Source organism: Stenotrophomonas bentonitica (assembly GCF_002887735.1).
Classification (GTDB): Bacteria; Pseudomonadota; Gammaproteobacteria; order Xanthomonadales; family Xanthomonadaceae; genus Stenotrophomonas; species Stenotrophomonas bentonitica_A.
The window spans coordinates 224,331-241,682 of the sequence record NZ_PKQP01000004.1 but is presented as its reverse complement, the minus strand read 5'-3'; the positions used below and the strand labels follow the sequence as shown (position 1 = coordinate 241,682).

The 17,352-nt window shown below is 67.9% G+C and carries 16 protein-coding genes; 8 read left to right on the top strand and 8 right to left on the bottom strand.

What is annotated here, in order from left to right:
* The first annotated feature begins 149 nt into the window (after positions 1–149).
* Complete coding sequence (locus tag C0R07_RS10160; RefSeq protein ID WP_070474241.1) at positions 150–1,826, top strand: electron transfer flavoprotein-ubiquinone oxidoreductase; 1,677 nt, start codon at positions 150–152, stop codon at positions 1,824–1,826.
* 98 nt (positions 1,827–1,924) lie between these two features.
* Positions 1,925–2,314: a c-type cytochrome gene (locus C0R07_RS10155; protein WP_070474236.1), complete on the top strand. Its 390-nt coding sequence runs from the start codon at positions 1,925–1,927 to the stop codon at positions 2,312–2,314.
* A gap of 14 nt (positions 2,315–2,328) precedes the next feature.
* On the opposite strand, the gene C0R07_RS10150 is transcribed toward C0R07_RS10155, so the two are convergent.
* A complete protein-coding gene (locus C0R07_RS10150) occupies positions 2,329–5,901 on the bottom strand; it encodes an ATP-binding protein (RefSeq protein ID WP_102788812.1) in 3,573 nt (1,190 codons plus the stop codon).
* A 74-nt stretch (positions 5,902–5,975) separates the two neighbouring features.
* Between C0R07_RS10150 and C0R07_RS10145 the strand changes: the two genes are divergently transcribed.
* Together C0R07_RS10145 and C0R07_RS10140 are read left to right on the top strand one after the other, a co-directional pair.
* Positions 5,976–6,614: a response regulator transcription factor gene (locus tag C0R07_RS10145; RefSeq protein ID WP_019184888.1), complete on the top strand. Its 639-nt coding sequence runs from the start codon at positions 5,976–5,978 to the stop codon at positions 6,612–6,614.
* A 288-nt stretch (positions 6,615–6,902) separates the two neighbouring features.
* Entirely contained in the window at positions 6,903–7,475 is a 573-nt protein-coding gene (locus tag C0R07_RS10140; protein ID WP_019184889.1) for an Ax21 family protein, read from the top strand.
* A gap of 311 nt (positions 7,476–7,786) precedes the next feature.
* On the opposite strand, the gene C0R07_RS10135 is transcribed toward C0R07_RS10140, so the two are convergent.
* From C0R07_RS10135 to C0R07_RS10115, 5 genes are all read right to left on the bottom strand, one after another.
* Entirely contained in the window at positions 7,787–8,812 is a 1,026-nt protein-coding gene (locus C0R07_RS10135; protein WP_019184890.1) for an NAD(P)H-dependent glycerol-3-phosphate dehydrogenase, read from the bottom strand.
* A 20-nt stretch (positions 8,813–8,832) separates the two neighbouring features.
* Positions 8,833–9,348 (bottom strand): protein-export chaperone SecB, encoded by a 516-nt coding sequence (secB, locus tag C0R07_RS10130; protein WP_019184891.1) that lies wholly within the window; start codon positions 9,346–9,348, stop codon positions 8,833–8,835.
* A gap of 105 nt (positions 9,349–9,453) precedes the next feature.
* A complete protein-coding gene (locus tag C0R07_RS10125) occupies positions 9,454–9,891 on the bottom strand; it encodes a rhodanese-like domain-containing protein (RefSeq protein WP_019184892.1) in 438 nt (145 codons plus the stop codon).
* Between the two features lie 78 nt (positions 9,892–9,969).
* Entirely contained in the window at positions 9,970–10,404 is a 435-nt protein-coding gene (locus C0R07_RS10120) for a hypothetical protein (protein WP_019184893.1), read from the bottom strand.
* A gap of 30 nt (positions 10,405–10,434) precedes the next feature.
* Complete coding sequence (locus C0R07_RS10115; protein WP_026070058.1) at positions 10,435–10,905, bottom strand: YiiD C-terminal domain-containing protein; 471 nt, start codon at positions 10,903–10,905, stop codon at positions 10,435–10,437.
* Positions 10,906–10,948: 43 nt separating this feature from the next.
* On the opposite strand from C0R07_RS10115, the gene C0R07_RS10110 reads away from it, so the two are divergent.
* The 3 genes from C0R07_RS10110 to C0R07_RS10100 all read left to right on the top strand — a co-directional run bounded on the left by C0R07_RS10110 (position 10,949) and on the right by C0R07_RS10100 (position 14,180).
* Positions 10,949–11,725: a uroporphyrinogen-III synthase gene (locus tag C0R07_RS10110; protein WP_102788811.1), complete on the top strand. Its 777-nt coding sequence runs from the start codon at positions 10,949–10,951 to the stop codon at positions 11,723–11,725.
* Between the two features lie 109 nt (positions 11,726–11,834).
* Positions 11,835–12,812 carry a uroporphyrinogen-III C-methyltransferase gene (locus tag C0R07_RS10105; protein ID WP_102788810.1) on the top strand — a complete coding sequence of 326 codons (978 nt, stop codon included), beginning with the start codon at positions 11,835–11,837 and terminating at the stop codon, positions 12,810–12,812.
* 3 nt (positions 12,813–12,815) lie between these two features.
* Positions 12,816–14,180, top strand: a complete 1,365-nt coding sequence (locus C0R07_RS10100; protein ID WP_046273862.1) for a heme biosynthesis protein HemY — start codon at positions 12,816–12,818, stop codon at positions 14,178–14,180.
* A 100-nt stretch (positions 14,181–14,280) separates the two neighbouring features.
* Here C0R07_RS10100 and C0R07_RS10095 read toward each other — a convergent pair whose 3' ends face one another.
* The gene (locus C0R07_RS10095) at positions 14,281–15,576 is read right to left on the bottom strand and encodes an acetyl-CoA C-acetyltransferase (RefSeq protein ID WP_026070059.1); all 1,296 of its coding nucleotides are present in this window, start codon (positions 15,574–15,576) and stop codon (positions 14,281–14,283) included.
* 92 nt (positions 15,577–15,668) lie between these two features.
* Here C0R07_RS10095 and C0R07_RS10090 point away from each other — a divergent pair, with 92 nt between their 5' ends.
* Positions 15,669–16,556, top strand: a complete 888-nt coding sequence (locus tag C0R07_RS10090; protein WP_070472014.1) for a hypothetical protein — start codon at positions 15,669–15,671, stop codon at positions 16,554–16,556.
* A gap of 134 nt (positions 16,557–16,690) precedes the next feature.
* Here the strand turns inward: C0R07_RS10090 and C0R07_RS10085 are convergent, their stop codons facing one another.
* On the bottom strand, positions 16,691–17,326 hold the full coding sequence (locus tag C0R07_RS10085) for a superoxide dismutase family protein (RefSeq protein WP_102788809.1): 636 nt from the start codon (positions 17,324–17,326) through the stop codon (positions 16,691–16,693).
* Positions 17,327–17,352: the final 26 nt, after the last annotated feature.

Below are 17,352 nucleotides of genomic sequence, written 5' to 3'. Positions count from 1 at the left end.
CCGCTGTCATCGTCGGCGATCTAGGCTTAAATGCGCCGTGCCGGTACTCTGGCGCACTGATCCACCGTTTCGCCGTGGTGTGACACGCGCGATTCCCAGGCAACCGCCGCCGTTCAACCCGCGGCACTACCCAAGAGTTACGCAGCCCCATGAGCGAAGAAATCAACGTCCTGCCCCCGCGTGAAGTGATGGAATTCGATGTGGTGATCGTCGGTGGCGGCCCTGCTGGCCTGGCCACGGCGATCCGGCTGCGCCAGCGCGCCATCGAGGCTGGCCGCGAGCTGTCGGTCTGCATCCTGGAGAAGGGCTCCGAACCCGGCGCGCACATCCTGTCCGGCGCGGTGATGGACCCACGCGCGTTGACCGAACTGTTCCCGGACTGGGCCGAGCGCGGCGCACCGCTGAAGCAGAAGGTCACCCGCGACGAATTCCTGTTCCTCAATGAAACCGGCTCGCGCAGCACGCCCAACGCGCTGCTGCCGGAGTGCTTCCACAACGAAGGCAACTACATCGTCAGCCTCGGCGAGGTCACCCGCTGGCTGGCGCAGCAGGCCGAGGCGCTGGAAGTGGCGATCTTCCCCGGCTTCCCCGCGGCGGAGGTGCTGTACAGCGAGGACGGTGCGGTGATCGGCGTGGCCACCGGCGACATGGGCATCGAAAAGAACGGTCAGCCCGGCCCCGCGTTCGAGCGCGGCATGGCGCTGCACGCCAAGTACACGATCTTCGCCGAAGGCTCGCGCGGGCATCTCGGCCGCCAGTTGATCGCACGCTTCCAGCTTGATGCCGGCAAGGATCCGCAGGCCTATGGCATCGGCATCAAGGAGCTGTGGCAGATCGATCCGGCCAAGCATGAGCCGGGCCTGGTGGTGCACGCCGCCGGCTGGCCGCTGGACAACGACACCTACGGCGGCGCGTTCCTGTATCACGCCGAGGGCGGCAAGGTCTCGATCGGTTATGTGGTCGGCTTGGATTACAAGAACCCGTGGCTGAGCCCGTTCGAAGAGTTCCAGCGCTTCAAGACACACCCGGACATCCGCAAGCACCTGGAAGGGGGCAAGCGCATCGGCTACGGCGCGCGCGCGATCACCGCCGGTGGGCTGATGTCGCTGCCCAGGACGGTGTTCCCCGGTGGCGCGCTGGTCGGCTGCGAGGCCGGCTATCTCAACGTCAGCCGGATCAAGGGCAGCCATGCCGCGATCAAGACCGGCATGCTCGCCGCCGATGCCGCCTTCGATGCGCTGGTGGCCGATCGCCAGCACGATGAATTGAGCGCCTATCCACAGGCGTTCGAGACCAGCTGGCTGCATGCCGAACTGCAGCAGGCCAAGAACTTCAAGCAGTGGTTCAAGAAGGGCCAGACCGTGGCCACGTTGATGACCGGCATCGAGCAGTGGCTGCTGCCCAAGCTGGGCATCCGCAATCCGCCGTGGACGCTGCGCCACAGCACCCCGGACCATGCCTGCCTGGAGCCGGCCTCCAAGCATGCGAAGATCAACTATCCCAAGCCGGATGGCGTGCTCACCTTCGACCGGCTCAGCTCGGTGTTCCTGAGCAGCACCAACCACGCCGAAGACCAGCCCAGCCACCTGACCCTCAAGGACGCCAGCGTGCCGGTGCGGATCAACCTGGCCGAGTACGCCGGTCCCGAAGCGCGCTACTGCCCGGCCGGCGTGTACGAGTTCGTCGGCAGCGATGGGCACGAACAGCTGCAGATCAACGCGCAGAACTGCGTGCACTGCAAGACCTGCGACATCAAGGACCCTACCCAGAACATCGTGTGGGTGACCCCCCAGGGCGGCGGCGGCCCGAACTACTCGGGGATGTGATCGGCATGGCCTGCGACCACCGGTCGCAGGCCATCAGGCGCGGCAGGCACCGCCGCGCTGGCTATCCTGAGCGTCCTGTTGGACGTGACCGTGGCGCCATGGCCCCTGCTTTCCGATCGACGTTGCCGTTACTGGCCTGCCTGCTGCTGGCGGCGTGTTCGCGCACCCCGCAGACGCCGGAGCAGGCCCATCAGCAGGACCTGCAGCGCGCCTTTGCGATCTGTGCCGGTTGCCACACCGTCAGCCCGGGTGGCGTGCATCGGTTCGGCCCGAACCTGCATGGCGTGATCGGCCGGCGTGCCGGCAGTGTCGCCGGCTATCCGTATTCCAACGCGATGCGCGATGCAGGGCTGACCTGGAACGAACAGACCCTCGATGCGTTCCTGCGCTCGCCCACGCAGGCGGTGCCGGGCACGCGCATGGTCAACTCCACTGCTGACCCGGAGCGCCGGCGGCAGGTGATCGAGTATCTGCAGCAGCAGCGATGACCGGCAGGCGCCGGTCAGGACGCCTGCAGCTGCACCAGATAAGCGCGCAACGCCGCATCGAATGCGCTGACCGCCTCGGCGTGCGCCGCCACGCCTTCGTCGTCGACGCGTTCCATCAGGCTGCGCGCCTGCAGCGCCAGCGCGTCGGCCCCCAGCGTTGCCAGCCCCCCCGCCAGCCGGTGCAGCACATTCACCAGTGCGGGCCCGGCCTGCGCATCCAGGGCTGCCTGCAGCTTCACCAGATCCTCGGCCGAGGCCGTGCACAGGCTCTCGATCAGCACGCCGGCCACGTGCTCCGAACCAAACCGGCGCACCAGCGCGGCCCGGTCCGGCGGCACGTCATCCGCACCCGGTGCCTGCTCCGCGCCGGACAAGGGGCCATCCCCGTCCGGCAGCCACTGCAGCAGTGCCTGGCGCAAGGCGCCCAGTGCGACCGGCTTGGCCAGCAGATCGTCCATGCCGGCCTCGCGGCAGCGCTGCAGATCGTCCTCCATCGCGCTGGCGGTCAGCGCGATCACCGGCAGCCGGGCACCGCCGCGGTCACGCTCCTGCTCGCGGATGCGGCGGGTCATGGCATAGCCGTCCATGACCGGCATCCGGCAGTCGGTCAGCACCAGGTCGAATCGGGTGCGCGCCAGCAGCGCCAGTGCCTGTTCCCCGTTCTCGGCCAGCACGTGTGGCAAGCCCAGCTGTTGCATGCGCCACCCCATCAGCGCCTGGTTGGTGGGATGGTCCTCCACGATCAGGATGCGCCGCTGCTGCAATGCGGCCGGCAACGGCACCGCCTGCGTGTGTTCTTCGGCGGCACTGGGCTGTTCGTCCACCGGCACCACCGGTACGGTCAGCAGCACCTCCACGCGCGTGCCCTCGCCGGGGACGCTGTGCAGCGTCAGCGTGCCGTGCATCATCGCCACCAGGCGCTGGCAGATGCTCAGCCCCAGCCCCGTGCCACCGTACTGGCGGCTGGTCGCCGCGTCGGCCTGTACAAACGGCGCGAACAGCCGTTCGCGTTGCTCGGGCGAGATGCCGATGCCTGTATCGCGAACGGTCAGGCGCAGCTGCTGCGCGCCGTCGGCATCACCGTCGAGCACCTCCAGCGCGATGCCGACCTCGCCGGCGCGCGTGAACTTGATGGCATTGCTGAGCAGGTTGAATGCGATCTGCCGCAGGCGCATGCCATCGACCAGGTGCATGGCCGCGAGCGCGTCGTCGATCTGGATCTGCAGCTCCAGCCCCTTGGCCACCGCCTGCGGGGCAAGCAGCTGCTGCACGTTGCCAAGCAATGCGCGCAGCGCGACCGGATGCGGTTGCAGGGACAGCGCGCCGGCCTCGATCTTGGAGTAGTCCAGCAGGTCATCAAGGATCTGCCGCAGCATCTGCGCCGAGTCCTCGATCACGCTGATGATGCGGCGCTGCTCGCCATCCAGCGAGGTGTGCGAGAGCACCTCCACCATGCCCAGCACGCCGGACATCGGTGTGCGGATCTCGTGGCTCATCGTGGCCAGGAATTCGGATTTGGCGGCGGTGGCGCGCTCTGCGGCCGCCTTGGCCAGCGCCAGCGCGTCGGCCTGTGCGCGCGCCTCGGTCACATCGATCCAGTAGCCGCTCCACAGCAGCACCCCGTCCTCGGCGTCATAGGGCAGCGCGCGCGAACGCACCCAGCGCAGCATGCCACTTGGGCGGGTACGGAATTCCATGTCCAACGGGGCGAAGTCACGCGCGGCGCTTTCCATGGCCTGGCGCACACTGGCGCGATCACGCTCGTCGATGCGCGCCATCAGCGCGCTTTCATCGGCCATCGCCTCGGCCGCGGTGAGCCCGAACAGCGCTTCGGTGTCACCGGCGATATACGGCAGCGACAGCCGGCCATCCCGTTCGCGACGGCCCTGGTAGACGATCGCCGGCAGGTTGTCGGTGACGTCGGCCAAGCGCTGCTCGGCACGGCGGCGCATCGCTACCTCACTGCGCAGGCGCCAGTGCCCCCACCCATGGACGAGCAGTGCGGTCAGCAGCACCAGGGCCAGCGGCACCGCCCAGCGCGCGATCCTGCGCCAGTCCAGATCGCTGCGGTACTCGGCCGACAACCAGTCGCTGCGGATCGCTTCGTGCTCGCGCGCGCTCATGTTCAACAGCAGGCGGTCGAACGTGGTGGCCAGCGGCGCGTACTGGCGTTTGACCGCCAACGACAGGCGATCGCTGAATCCCGCCGGCGCTGCCACGTGCAGCTGCGCGGGATAGTGATCACGCACGATGCGATCGATGACGGCCAGGTTGCCGATGTAGGCATCGGCGTCTCCCTTGGCCAGCCGTGCCAGCGCCAGTTCGGCGCTGCGCGCGGGCACGATGCGCGCATTGGGGGCCTGCTGCAGGACATACCCGCGCAACCGTTCCGGATCGGACAGCAGGATGCTGCGGCCATCCAGATCGGGCACGCCCAGCACCGACGCACTGCCACTGGCCGTCACCACGACGTTGGGAACGGTGATGAAGGGCTGGCTGAACACCCAGCCGTCGCCCAGGTAGTTCGAATCGTTGGGGATGCCCATGATCGCGTCGACCTCGCCGCGGCGCAGCTGCTCGCGCACATCGAACCAGTCGTGCGCCGGCACCCGCGTGAGCTGCGCCCCTACCGTGCGCAGCAGGCGCAGGTACTCGGCCGAGACACCGCTGGGCCGGTCGGCACTGTCGATGAAGGCCAGCGGTGCCGCGTTCGGCGCGAAGGCCAGGCGCAGGGGGGTGGCCAGGACACGCCTCTCCGCATTGCCCAGGATCACCTGCGACTGCACCGACCATCGCGGGGTCGGGAGCCAGCGCCGTTCCAGGCGCTCGCGCTCGGTCTCGGCGAGCGCGGCCAGGCCCATGTCCAGCGCTTCAGCCAAGGGCTGCTTGGCGTTGGGCACACCGAAGTGCAACCGCTCCGGTGGCAGGTCGCTGGGGCGCAGCAGGCTGACATCGGTCAGCCGTCGCTCGGCGATCAGGGTCGTGGCCACATACGCGTTGCCGATGTAGACGTCGGCCTCGCCGCTGCCGACCATGGCCAATGCGGCGGTGGTGCTGGCCGCGGTCACGCGCCGGGCGCCGGGAAAGCGCGAGCGTACTTCGTCGCTGGTGACGAACTCACGCTCGGTGACCACGCGCAGGCCGCGCAGGTCAGGATCAGACGATGCGCGGGTTTCGCCGGGGCGACCCACCAGCGCCAGTGGCGCCCGGGCGTAGGGGCGGGTGTAGACCATGCAGCGCGTGCGATCGGCGGTGAGCGTGATGTTCATCACCACATCGACTTCACCCCGGCATGCCGCCTCCAAAACCTCGGTCCAGTCGCGATACATCCGCACCTGCACCTGCACCCCCAGCTGCCGGGTCAGCAGGCTGAGGTAGTCGTAGCCGAGGCCGACCGGCTTGCCGTTCTGCATGGACTCGAACGGCGGCCAACCGCTGTCGTACATGCCCAGGATGATGGTAGGGTGCCTGCCAAGCCACTCGCTCTGGTGGGGGGGCAAGGGAGGCGACGCAGCCGCGGATACCTGCATGCCCGTCGCCATCGCGAGCACGAACAGAACCAGCCAGCGAATGACGTGGGTACGCATGCTGCCTGATCTCCGTAGAATGACATCCCCATCCCGGCACGGCCCGACGGCTGCCTCACAGGCAATACTAGTCCATGACCCTGCGCATTATCATCGCCGATGACCATCCGGTCGTACGGATCGGCACGAAGGCCGTGATCGAGTCCAGCGGCGTTGGCCAGGTGGTGGCCGAGGCCAGTACCGTGGCCGAGCTGATGACCGTACTGGGCGACCACGAGTGCGATGTTCTGGTCACCGATTACTCCATGCCCGGCGGCGCGCAGGCCGATGGCTTCGCGATGATCGCCATGATACGCCGGCGTTTTCCCGAGCTGCCGGTGCTGATGCTCAGCGTGTCCAACAACCTGGCGATCCTGCGCATGGTGGTCGCGACCGGCGTGCTTGGCCTGGTCGACAAGACCTCCTCGATGGATGAGCTGCCGCTGGCGATCCAGACCGTGCAGCGCGGCGTGCCCTACGTCAGCCTGTCGCTGAAGGAACGCATTGACGCAATCGGCACGGAGAGTGTCGAGGAAGGCGGAGCCCGTCCTTTGTCGCCACGCGAAGTGGAAGTGCTGCGGCTGCTTGGCAGCGGCATGACGGTCAAGGAGATCGCCCTCCATCTGCACAAGAGCGTCAGCACCATCAGCCGCCAGAAAGGCGATGCGATGTTGAAGCTCGGGCTGAAAGGCGACGCCGAGCTGTTCGACTACCTGCGCGACGGCGAACGCTGATCCCGGTCCGCCTGCGGACGCGCGCTCTTTTTTCTTCGATACCCATGCGATGCACGTCATCGCGATGGTGTCCTGTCGTGTGCGCGCTTTACGCATGAGACGGAGTGCGCGTGCGTAGCAGATAGCGAACGAAGAGTTCCCAATATCGCCGCTTCATTTATGTACTGCTCAGTTTGATATTCAGGGCTAATTCGGGTGACTAACGGATAATTCACACCTGTCGCCAGCAGCGATTCCCCCTTCCTCTGCTGGCGGACAAAACCAAAAAATAAAAAGGTGTTCCCGAAAATGAAGACTTCCCTGCTTGCTCTGGGTCTGCTCGCTGCACTGCCGTTCGCTGCGTCGGCAACCGACGGCCTGTCGTACAACTACGTCGAAGGCGGCTACGTGAACACCGATGCCAAGGGCGGCGACGCCGATGGTTGGGCGGTGAAGGGCTCGGTCGCCGTGGCGCCGAACTTCCATGTCTTCGGTGACTACAACGCGCAGGAAACCAAGCGCGGCAGCAACGACGTCGACCAGTGGCGCGTCGGTGTGGGCTACAACTACGGCATCGCCCCGACCACCGATCTGGTCGCCCGCGTTGCTTACCAGAAGTTCGACCCGAAGCACGGCCCGGACTTCAACGGCTACTCCACCGAAGTCGGCGTGCGCAGCGCGTTCACCCCGAACTTCGAAGGCTACGTGATGGCCGGTTACGAGGATTACAGCAAGAAGCACGGCATCAATCCGGACGGCGAGTTCTACGGCCGCGTCGGCGCCCAGGCCAAGCTCAACCAGAACTGGGGCCTGGCCGGCGAAGTGAAGCTGGCCAAGGGCGGCGACAAGGAATGGTTCGTCGGTCCGCGCTTCACCTGGTAATACGCGATACGCAATACCGCGGTACGTTGTTGGATGGCGCGGTCTCTCTCCCCTGCGCCATGAAGCCCGGCTCACGCCGGGCTTCACTTTTACAGCAGGCGACCAACGGTCGGCTCTACCTGCACGGCCGTCGCGGTTTTTTTGCGGTTGGCATGGCCACACCCTCGTCGGTACGCCACGAAACAACCCGGCCACGTGCCGGGTTGTTTCGTTCTGGCGTGGCCCAGCGCCCGACCCATCCGCCGTCGCGCCTCAAAAGAATGGACGAAGACCCCAAAAAAACCCCGGCATCTGCCGGGGTTTTGGGTGCCTCACTTGAACAGCGTGTCCGGATACTCCGGCTTCTGCTCGCGTGCCAACAACGCACGCAATCCTTCTTCGGGGGTCTGCTCACCGTGCAGCACGGCGCGCACCCGGTCGGAGATGGGCAGGTCGATGCCATGACGCCGCGCCTGGCGCATCACTTCATCGGCGGTCTGCACCGATTCCACCACCTGGCCGATCTCGCGCACCGCATCCTGCAGCGTCTGCCCACGGCCCAGGGCCAGGCCCAGCCGACGGTTGCGCGAGAGGTCGCCGGTGCAGGTCAGCACCAGATCGCCCAAGCCGGCCAGCCCCATCAGGGTTTCCGGCTTGGCACCGATCGCCGCGGCGAGCCGCAGCATTTCGTTGAGGCCACGGGTGATCAGGCCGGCACGGGCGTTGAGGCCCAGCTGCATGCCATCGGCAACGCCGGTGGCCACGGCCAGCACGTTCTTCATCGCGCCGCCGAGCTCGGCACCGACCATGTCATCGCCGGTGTAGGCGCGGAACGCCGGGCCGTGCATGGCATCGGCCACCTGCTGGGCGAAGTCCGGCGCGTCACCGTGGACGGTGATCGCGGTCGGCAGACCCTGGGTGACTTCCTTGGCGAACGACGGGCCGGTCACCACCGCCAGCGGCACGTCCGGCCCGAGGACCTCACGCGCCACTTCGTGCAGGAACCGACCGGAGCCGGGTTCGAAGCCCTTGGTCGCCCACGCCACGCCGGCATCAGCCGGGCGCAGCGGCGCCAGTGCACGCACGGTTTCACCGAAGGCGTGCGACGGCACCACCACCAGGATCCAGGCGGCGTCCTTGACGGCAGCGGCCAGGTCGGTGGTCGCGCGCAGCGACTCGGGCAGCGGAATACCCGGCAGATAACGGGTGTTCTCGTGGCGCTGGTCGATGGCCTCGACCATCGCCGCATCGCGCCCCCACAGCACGGTCGGGTGACCGTGCCGCGCGAGCAGGCTGGCCAGGGCAGTGCCCCAGGAGCCGGCGCCGAGAACCGCGATTTTGTCTGCGTGCTTGCTCATCCGTACGACTGCAGCGCCGATCAGGCGTTGCCGGCCGGCTCGGAATCGGCGAGCGAGGTCTCGCCCTGTTCCTGGCGCTGGCGCAGGGTTTCGGCGTAGAGGCCTTCGAAGTTGATCGGCTGCAGGAAGAACGGCGGGAAGCCACCGGCCTGGATCAGCTCGCTCACCAGCGAACGCACGTACGGGAACAGGATGTTCGGGCACTGGGTGCCGAGCAACACGTCGATCGACTGCGGGTCCAGGCCCACCAGGCCGAACACGCCGGCCTGCTGCACTTCGGCCACATAGGCGGTCTTCTCGCCGGCCTTGCAGGTCAGGGTCACGGCCAGCACGACTTCGAAGGCGCTCTCGCCCAGGCGCTGCACGCGCTGGTTCAGGTTGAGCTGCAGTTCCGGCTGCACGGCGTCGTTGAAGACGGCCGGAGCGTTCGGCGATTCGAACGAAACGTCCTTGACGTAGATCTTCTCGACGGTGAACGAGGGACCGGTGGCGGCGTCGACCGGCGCGACGGCGCCGTTGGTGTTCTCTTCGGACATTTCCTGTTGCTCCAAAAATGAATGCTGTAAAAACGGATTGTTACATGCCCTGCGATGGGGGCGCTGTGCGCCGCGTACAAGGCGTGCGCTGCAATCCGACGGGGATCAGTTGCGGCCCTTGACCAGCGGCAGCTCGGCCTGCTGCCACGCCGGGATGCCGCCATCGAGCACGTTGACCTGGGTGAAACCCGCCTTCTTCAGGGCCTTGGCGGCCGTCTCGGAGGCGTTGCCGCTGCGGCAGACCAGCACGACCGGGCTCTGCTGGGCCTTGGCGACCAGTTTGTGCTCCGGACCGAACTGGCTCGGCTGCACATTGCGGCTGCCGGCGATATGGCCCTTCTCGAAATCGCTGCTCGAGGACAGATCGACCACGATGGCGCCACCGGCGTTCATCAGCTGGGTCAGTTCCGCCGGCTTGAGCGATTTGAAGCCACGGAACAGACGGCGGACTTCGGTCACGATGATGGCCACGGTCAGGCCGACCAAGGCCATCGACAACATCGGGTTTCGGCCGGCAAAGGCCAGCAACTCTTCGTAATTCACTAAGATCACGGGTCGATAAGCGGGCGCCGATTGTCGCACATGCGGGCGAATCGGCGTCCAGCCCCGTGTGGGCGGGCGTCAGCGGTCCTGCCAGAGGTCGGGCAGCCCGTTGGCCTGGAGCCAGCGCTTGTCTTCGGCGTCCCAGCGCCAGATCTCCCGCACCCGCACCGTGCGCTCGGCCTGGGTGTTGTTGTTGATCACCCGCACCTCGGCGGTGCGCCCCACCCGGCCATCGGGCATGGGCACGTTGTCGCTGGCGCGATAGCTGGAGATCTTCACCTGCTCGAAGCGGCGCAGTTCCAGGTCGGTCAGCGGGTGGACCCGGGTGTATTCCGGGTCCAGGTACGGCAACGCGTCTTCAACGGTGCCCCAGCGCATCGTGGCGTCGTACTTGATCTGGGTTTCCTCCAGATCCTTGCGCTGCTTCCGGGTGGTTTTCTGCTCGGCGGCCAGGGCACTCACGCTGGTCAGCGCGAGCAATGCCAGCAGCAGGATCTGAAGCGTACGACGCATGCGAATTCCCCAATAGGCAAGGCGCCCATCCTACCGCCTGGCGAAGGCCACGAAACGGCCGCTCAGTTCAGCGGCGGCCTTGTCGCCCTCGCCCGGCTGCCGGGCGGTGAGGCTGATGCGGGCCTTGCCACGCTGGGCGAAGGTGGCCAGGAAGCTGTCCCAGTCGGTTTCCGCATCGGCCTGGGCCTGCGCATGCAGATCGCCGTAGACCGGCGCCAGGTAGCGGATGTGGCTGTCGGCCACGTAGACATCGGCATCGAACCCGGCCAGGCGCAGCCGCAGCGTCACCAGGGCCCAGCCGGACAGGGTCAGGGCCGAGGCCAGGCTGCCACCGAAGGCGTTGCCCTTGTCATTGACGTTGGCCGCCAGCGGGGCATGGATGTGCAGGACGCCGTCGCGATAGTCGTGGACACGGATCTGCATGGCCGCCACCGGCGGCATGGCATCCAGGACATGCTGCAGCGCGGACAACTGCGCCGGCAGGGAATCGGTTGCGGACATCTGGTTGATCACGTCACATCGAAGGGCTCGCATAATGCCCGCAATGAACACCGAAACGAAAGTCGCGCCCTGGACCCTGATCTCGCTGCGCCCGCGTGGCCAGCATGCGCCGCTGCGGCGTGCGGCGAAGGCGGCGGGTGCCCACCTCATCGCGCTGTCGCCGTGGGCGCTGCAGGCCCAGCGCGATACTGCCGCCCACGCCGACCTCACCGCCGCGCTGGCGGCCGAGCGGGTGGTCTTCAGCAGTCCCGCCGCGGTGGAGGCCGCCGCGCGCCTGGTGGATCTGGCCGCACCCCACCCGGGGCAGTGGCTTGCCGTGGGCGCCGGCACGGCGGCGGCGCTGCACCGCCAGGGCGCGCAGGACATCGCCGCACCGGCACGGATGGACAGCGAGGGCCTGCTTGCGTTGCCGGCATTGGCTGACCTGCGCGGCCTGCGCGCGGGCCTGGTCACCGCCCCCGGCGGCCGCGGGGTGATCGCCCAGACCCTTGAGCAACGTGGTGCCCAACTGCTGCGCGCCAACGTCTATGCGCGCCAGCCGCTGCCGCTAGCCCCGCGCACCCTGCAGCGCCTGCGCCGTGCGGCCATGCCCTGGGTGCTGGCGCTGAGCAGCGGCGAGGCCCTGGCGCTGTTGCTGGCGCAGTTGCCCGACGATCTGCAGGCACCGCTGCGCGCGGCCACCGTGGTGGCCGCCAGCGAGCGGCTGGCCGCACAGGCGCGCGCCGCAGGCTTCGGGCAGGTGCGGGTCGCCGCCGGGCCGATGCCGGCACAGCTGGTTGCGGCTGCACACGCCGCGCTCATCCCGCCCGCATCTTCCTGAACAGGGAGCCGGGGCGGTCTTGCAGGGGCCTTGGGCGGCGGGCGATGCTGTGTGCCACGTCGCTCGCCAGCCAAGCGGATTGCCCGGCGCGCGCGACAAGGATGCCCGTATGAATGACCCTGTTTCGCCCCCCTCTCCGAGCCGCCCCCTGCGCTGGATCGTGCCGATCACGGCGCTTGTCGTGTTGGCCGCCGGCGGCGCCTGGGGCTGGACGCAGTGGCAATCGCGACAGGCGCAGGAACGACTGCGGGAAGAGAACGACCAGCTGCAGGTGCAGGGCCTGCTGGACAGCGTGGAAGCACTGCGCCGCGACCAGCGTTCGACCTCCCAGCGCGTGCAGGACGCCGCCGCCACCAACCGCGTGCTGCGCGATGAAATGCTCGGCCTGAGCCAGCGCAATGCGCTGCTTGAAGAGAACCTGGCCAAGCTGGCCGACAGCACCCGCCACGGCGCGCAGGCACTGCAGCTGGAAGAAGCCGAACTGTTGTTGAGCCAGGCCGGCCAGCGGCTGGCCTATGCCGATGACGCAGAAGGCGCCAAGCGCCTGTACGCGTTGGCGGCCGCCTCGCTGGACGATGTGCAGGGCAACGAGTATCTGAACCTGCGGCAGGCATTGATGCAGGAGCGCAATGCGGTGGACGCGCTCGGCCCCGGGGTGCGCGCGCAGACCCAGGCACGGTTGGGCCGGTTCGCCCAGGCGCTGACCGCGCTGCCCGAGCAGATCGACGCCCCGGCCGATACCGCCGTTGGCAGCCCCTGGTGGCACCAGGTGCTGGCACCGTTCGTGACCATCACCCCCACCCGCCTGCAGGGCCCGTTGACCGAGGCCGAGCGGGTGGCCGCGTGGGATTCGCTGCAGCTGGAACTGACCCTGGCGCGGGCCGCGGTGGAGCGCGGCGATCAACCCGGCTATGTGCAGGCGCTGGACCGCGTGGCGCTGTGGCTGCCGCGGCTGTGGCCGGATTCACCTGCTCTGCGCGAGCAACGTGCTGAACTGCATCAACTACGCGCCTGCGAGCTGCGTCCATCGCTGCCCGAACTGGGCAGCACCCTGCAGCAACTGCGCTCGATGCGTAACGGGAGGTAATCGATGAAGCCCTTTCAATCTCTGGTGGTCCTGCTCTTGGCCGTCGCCCTGGGCGTGATCGCCTCACAGTGGCTCGGCACCGAACAGCTGCGGCAGTTCGGCGAAGTGATCTACCGCTACGGCGGTACCGACTACCGCTCCACCGTGCCGCAGGTCGCCCTGATGGTGCTGGTGGGTCTGCTGGTGCTGTGGCTGCTGTGGAGCCTGCTGGCCTCGCCGTTCCGCGCCTGGGGCCGCTACCGCCGCAAGCAGGGCCGTGCGCGCCTGACCGAGGGCCTGCAGGCCCATGAACAGGGCCACTGGCAGCGTGCGGAAAAGCTGTTGACCAGCGCCGCCGAAGACAAGGAAGTGAGTGCTGTCGCCTTGGTCACTGCGGTGCGCAGCGCGCAGGCGCGCGACGACGACGCCGCGGTCAACCAGTATCTGCAGCGCCTGGCCGCCGAAGACGCCACCAGCCATGCCCTGCTGCAGGCCGAACGTCTGCTGGCACAGGAGCGTCCGGTGGATGCGATCAACGTGCTCGACATCGCCGCGATCCAGCCGCTGCCGCCGCGCGGCCTGTGGCTGCGCACCGAGGCACTGGCCCGTGCCGATCGCGCGCATGAGGCGTACGGGCAGCTGGGCGCGCTGCGCAAGCAGAAGGTGCTGCCGGACACCGCCGTGGCCGAACTGGAAATCCGCCTGGCGGCCCAGTCGCTGCTGGAGGCCGGTGATGTCAACGCACTGGCCGCGCAGTGGGAGGCCACGCCGAAGGCCCTGCGCAGCGATCCGGACGTGGTTTCGGCCTATGCCCTGCGGGCGGTTGCCCTGGACTGGGACGAACCGGCCCTGCTGAACCTGGAGCAGGCGCTGGACACGCGCTGGGACGAATCGGTGGTGACGCTCTACGGCCAGATGCCGGTGGAGAAGCTGGCCACGCGCCAGGCCAACCTGCAGCGCTGGTTGACCACCCAGCCCTCCAGCCCGGCCTTGCTGCTGGCGCTGGGCCGCATTGCCGCCCGCCAGCGCCAGCACACCCTGGCCGAGGATTACCTGCACCGCGCGATTGCCGCTGGTGCCGGCCCGGCCGCCTGGGAAGCGTTGGGCGAGCTGTTCCTGGAACGCGGCGAAACCGCGCTGGCCTCGCAGTGCTTCGCCAATGCGCTGCGCCAGCAGCGCGGTGATGACAGCGTGGCGCTGGCCCGTGCCGCGACCGCGACGCCGCTGGACCCGATCGTGCCCGAGCGCGCCACCGTCGAAGAGCAATCGCTGATGGGTGAACCGGCGCCGGTGCACGATCGCCTGCACGTGGAGCAGGGCCGCATGCACGCCGAGGAAGATCGCCTGCACGTGGAACGCGACGCGTTCGGCAACCCGCGCCTGCCGTAACAGCCGGCGCGGGATTTGGGACATCCACGCATGGCGTGGATCTACCCGGAAACGAAGAAGGCCGCCCTTGGGCGGCCTTCTTCATTTCCTGCGTCGGCGATCAGCGCTCGACGATCGCCACCACGCCCATGCCGCCGGCGGTGCAGATCGAGACCAGCGCGCGGCCACCGCCGCGTTCGGCCAGCTGCTTGGCCGCCGTGGCGATCACGCGGGCGCCGGTGGCGGCGAACGGGTGGCCGGTGGCCAGCGAGGAGCCCAGCGGATTGATCTTGGCCGGATCGATCTTGCCCAGCGGCGCCTCCAGGCCCAGCCGGTTGCGGCAGTAGTCTTCGCTTTCCCACGCGCGCAACGTGCACAGCACCTGTGCAGCGAAGGCCTCGTGGATTTCGTAGAGATCGAAATCCTGCAGGGTCAGGCCATTGCGCTTGAGCATCTCCGGCACCGCGATGGTCGGCGCCATCAGCAGGCCTTCGCCGTGTACGAAATCAACGGCCGCCACCTGCGAATCACGCAGGTACGCCAGCGGCTCGTGGCCATGCGCGCGCGCCCACTCTTCGCTGGCCAACAGCACCGCCGAGGCGCCGTCGGTGAGCGGGGTGGAGTTGGCGGCGGTCAGCGTGCCGCGCCCGGAGACCTTGTCGAAGGCGGGCTTCAGCGTGGCCAGTTTTTCCAGCGAGGTATCGGCGCGCAGGATGTTGTCGCGCTCCACGCCGCGGAACGGCGCGATCAGGTCGTTGAAGAACCCGCGCTCGTAGGCAGCGGCCAGCTTCTTGTGCGAGGACACCGCCCACTCATCCTGCGAGTCGCGGGAGATGTTCCACTCCTTGGCCATGTCTTCGCAGTGGTCGCCCATGCTCTTGCCGGTGCGCGGCTCGGCCACGCCCGGGAACTCCGGCTTGAGCTCGCTCAGCTTGAAGCCGCGGGTCAGTGCCTTGAGCTTGTCGCCGGTGCTCTTGGCGCGGTTGGCCGCCAGCAGGCGCGCGCGCAGCTTCTTGCCATAGACGATCGGCACATCGGAGGTGGTGTCCGAACCGCCGCCGATGCCCGAATCGATCTGGCCCAGCGCGATCTTGTTGGCCACCGCGATGATCGTATCCAGCGAGGTGCCGCAGGCGCGCTGCATGGTGATACCGGGGGTCAGCGGAGACAGGCCCGAGGACAGCGTGGCTTCGCGGCCGAGGTTCCAGTCGCTGGAGTGCTTGATCACCGCGCCCATCGCCACTTCGCCCAACTGCTGGCCGTGCAGGCCGAAGCGTTCGACCAGCGCACCGAGGGTGCGCACCGACATACCGAGGTTGCCGACGTCCGAATAAGCCGTGTTCTGGCGACAGAACGGAATGCGGACGCCGCCGAGGATGGCGACGGGACGGGCGTTGGGCATGGAGATACCTGGCATGGGAGGGGTGTCTGCAACATGGCCTGCACGAAGGAGCAGGCATAATGGGGCCAAGTGTAGCTGCCGCCCTGTGATGGGCCAACCGTGAAACCATGAGCAAACCCGACCACGGCATGAATGCCATTGGCGTACTGGCATTGGAACTGGCCGGCGGCGACGCCCCGCGCCATGCCGCGCTGTCCTCCGAACAGGCTGGTGAACTGGCCGAGCGCGTCGGCCGCGATCTGGCCAAGCTGGTGCCCGGCGTCAGCGGGCTGGACTTCGTGTTCGCCGGCGCCCATTTCGATCCGGCGGAAATCCTGCGCCCGGGCTGGCCGGTGCACCGGCGCCTGGAAGAACTGCAGATGCGCGCCCCGGGCCGCAACCAGGGCCCGCGCGTGCTGGCCTTTGGAGCCGGCGCCGACGGCGATGTGCCGTTGCCGTTCCAGGCCGATGCCAGCCTGACCGGTGGCGGCCTGCGGGTCGTCCCGTTCCTGCTGACCGGCACCGAAGTCGTCCAGACCCAGGCCGTGGCCGAAGCACTGGAAGAGGTGCTGCTGGCCCAGGGCATGGCGCAGGCCGATACCGCGCTGCAGGCGCAGAACGCCTTCGGCGCGCAGATCGAGCACGCCCGCTATTTCACGGTGAATGATCTCGCCGCGATGATGTCGATGCAGTACGACAACCAGGGCCTGGCGATTCTGTGGCCGCTAATCGAAACCGCGCTGATGGCACCGCACGTGGAAGAGTGGCTGGATGCTGCGCCGGAGCCGCTGCTTCGATACGCTGATGGCGAAGTGCGTATGGCGCTGTTCGATCCCGCCGGCTGGTGTGCGTACTACAACCACGGCACCGGCGACTGCGATCGCCTGCAGGGCATCTACGACCAGTACCTGATCCGCCAGCGGCAGATGGCCGCCGTGCTCGAAGCGCATGGCCTGCCGGTGCTGTTCGTGCATTGCGAGGCCGGACAGGACGCGCGCGAGCTGCTGGCGCGTTGACGGTAGTGCCGGCCGCTGGCCGGCTCCCTCGGGAAAATCGATATCGCTCATTGCAGCCACGCATGGCGTGGCTCTACCAACGTTCAAAAAAAACGCCGGCGTTCGCCGGCGTTTTTCGTCAAACACGGCCCGGATTACGGGGCCGCTTTGATCACCGCACAGGCCAGGCGCGCACCGGCATTGCCGGTCGGCTGGGTCTTGTAGTCATCCGCGTCGGCATGGACGATCAGGCCGCGGCCGATGATGTCAAAGCCATCCCCCTTGCCGATGTTGACGTTGGTCGACACCGGGGCGTCGACCACGGCGTTGCCCTGGGCGTCGGCCTTGATGTTGGGCATGTCGCCGCCGTGATGCGGTTCGCTGGCCACGCTGCCATGGTCTTCCTGGCCCGGGTTGAAGTGGCCGCCGGCGCTGGCGCCGTCCGGCGCGCTGCAGTCGCCCTTCTCATGGATGTGGAAGCCGTGCTCGCTGTTCGGCTTCAGGCCGCTGACCTGGCCTTTCACGTGCACCTTGCCGTCAACGACGCTGAAGGTCACGGTGCCTTTGACGTCATTGCCCTGGGTGGCCGCGAGATCGGCACTGGCGGTGTGGTTGGCATGGGCTTCGCTGGTCATCGCCGGCGGTGCCTCGGGGGTCGCTTCAGCGGTCGGCTGGGCGGCAGTGGCTTCGGCGGCCGGGGTGGCTTCAGGGGTGGTGTCGGCCGGCTTGTTGCAGGCGGTCAGGCCGAGCGCGGCGATGGCAGCGAACAGCGTGGTGTGGATCAGGCGCATGTGGATCTCCTTGCGGGTAGCGTTGA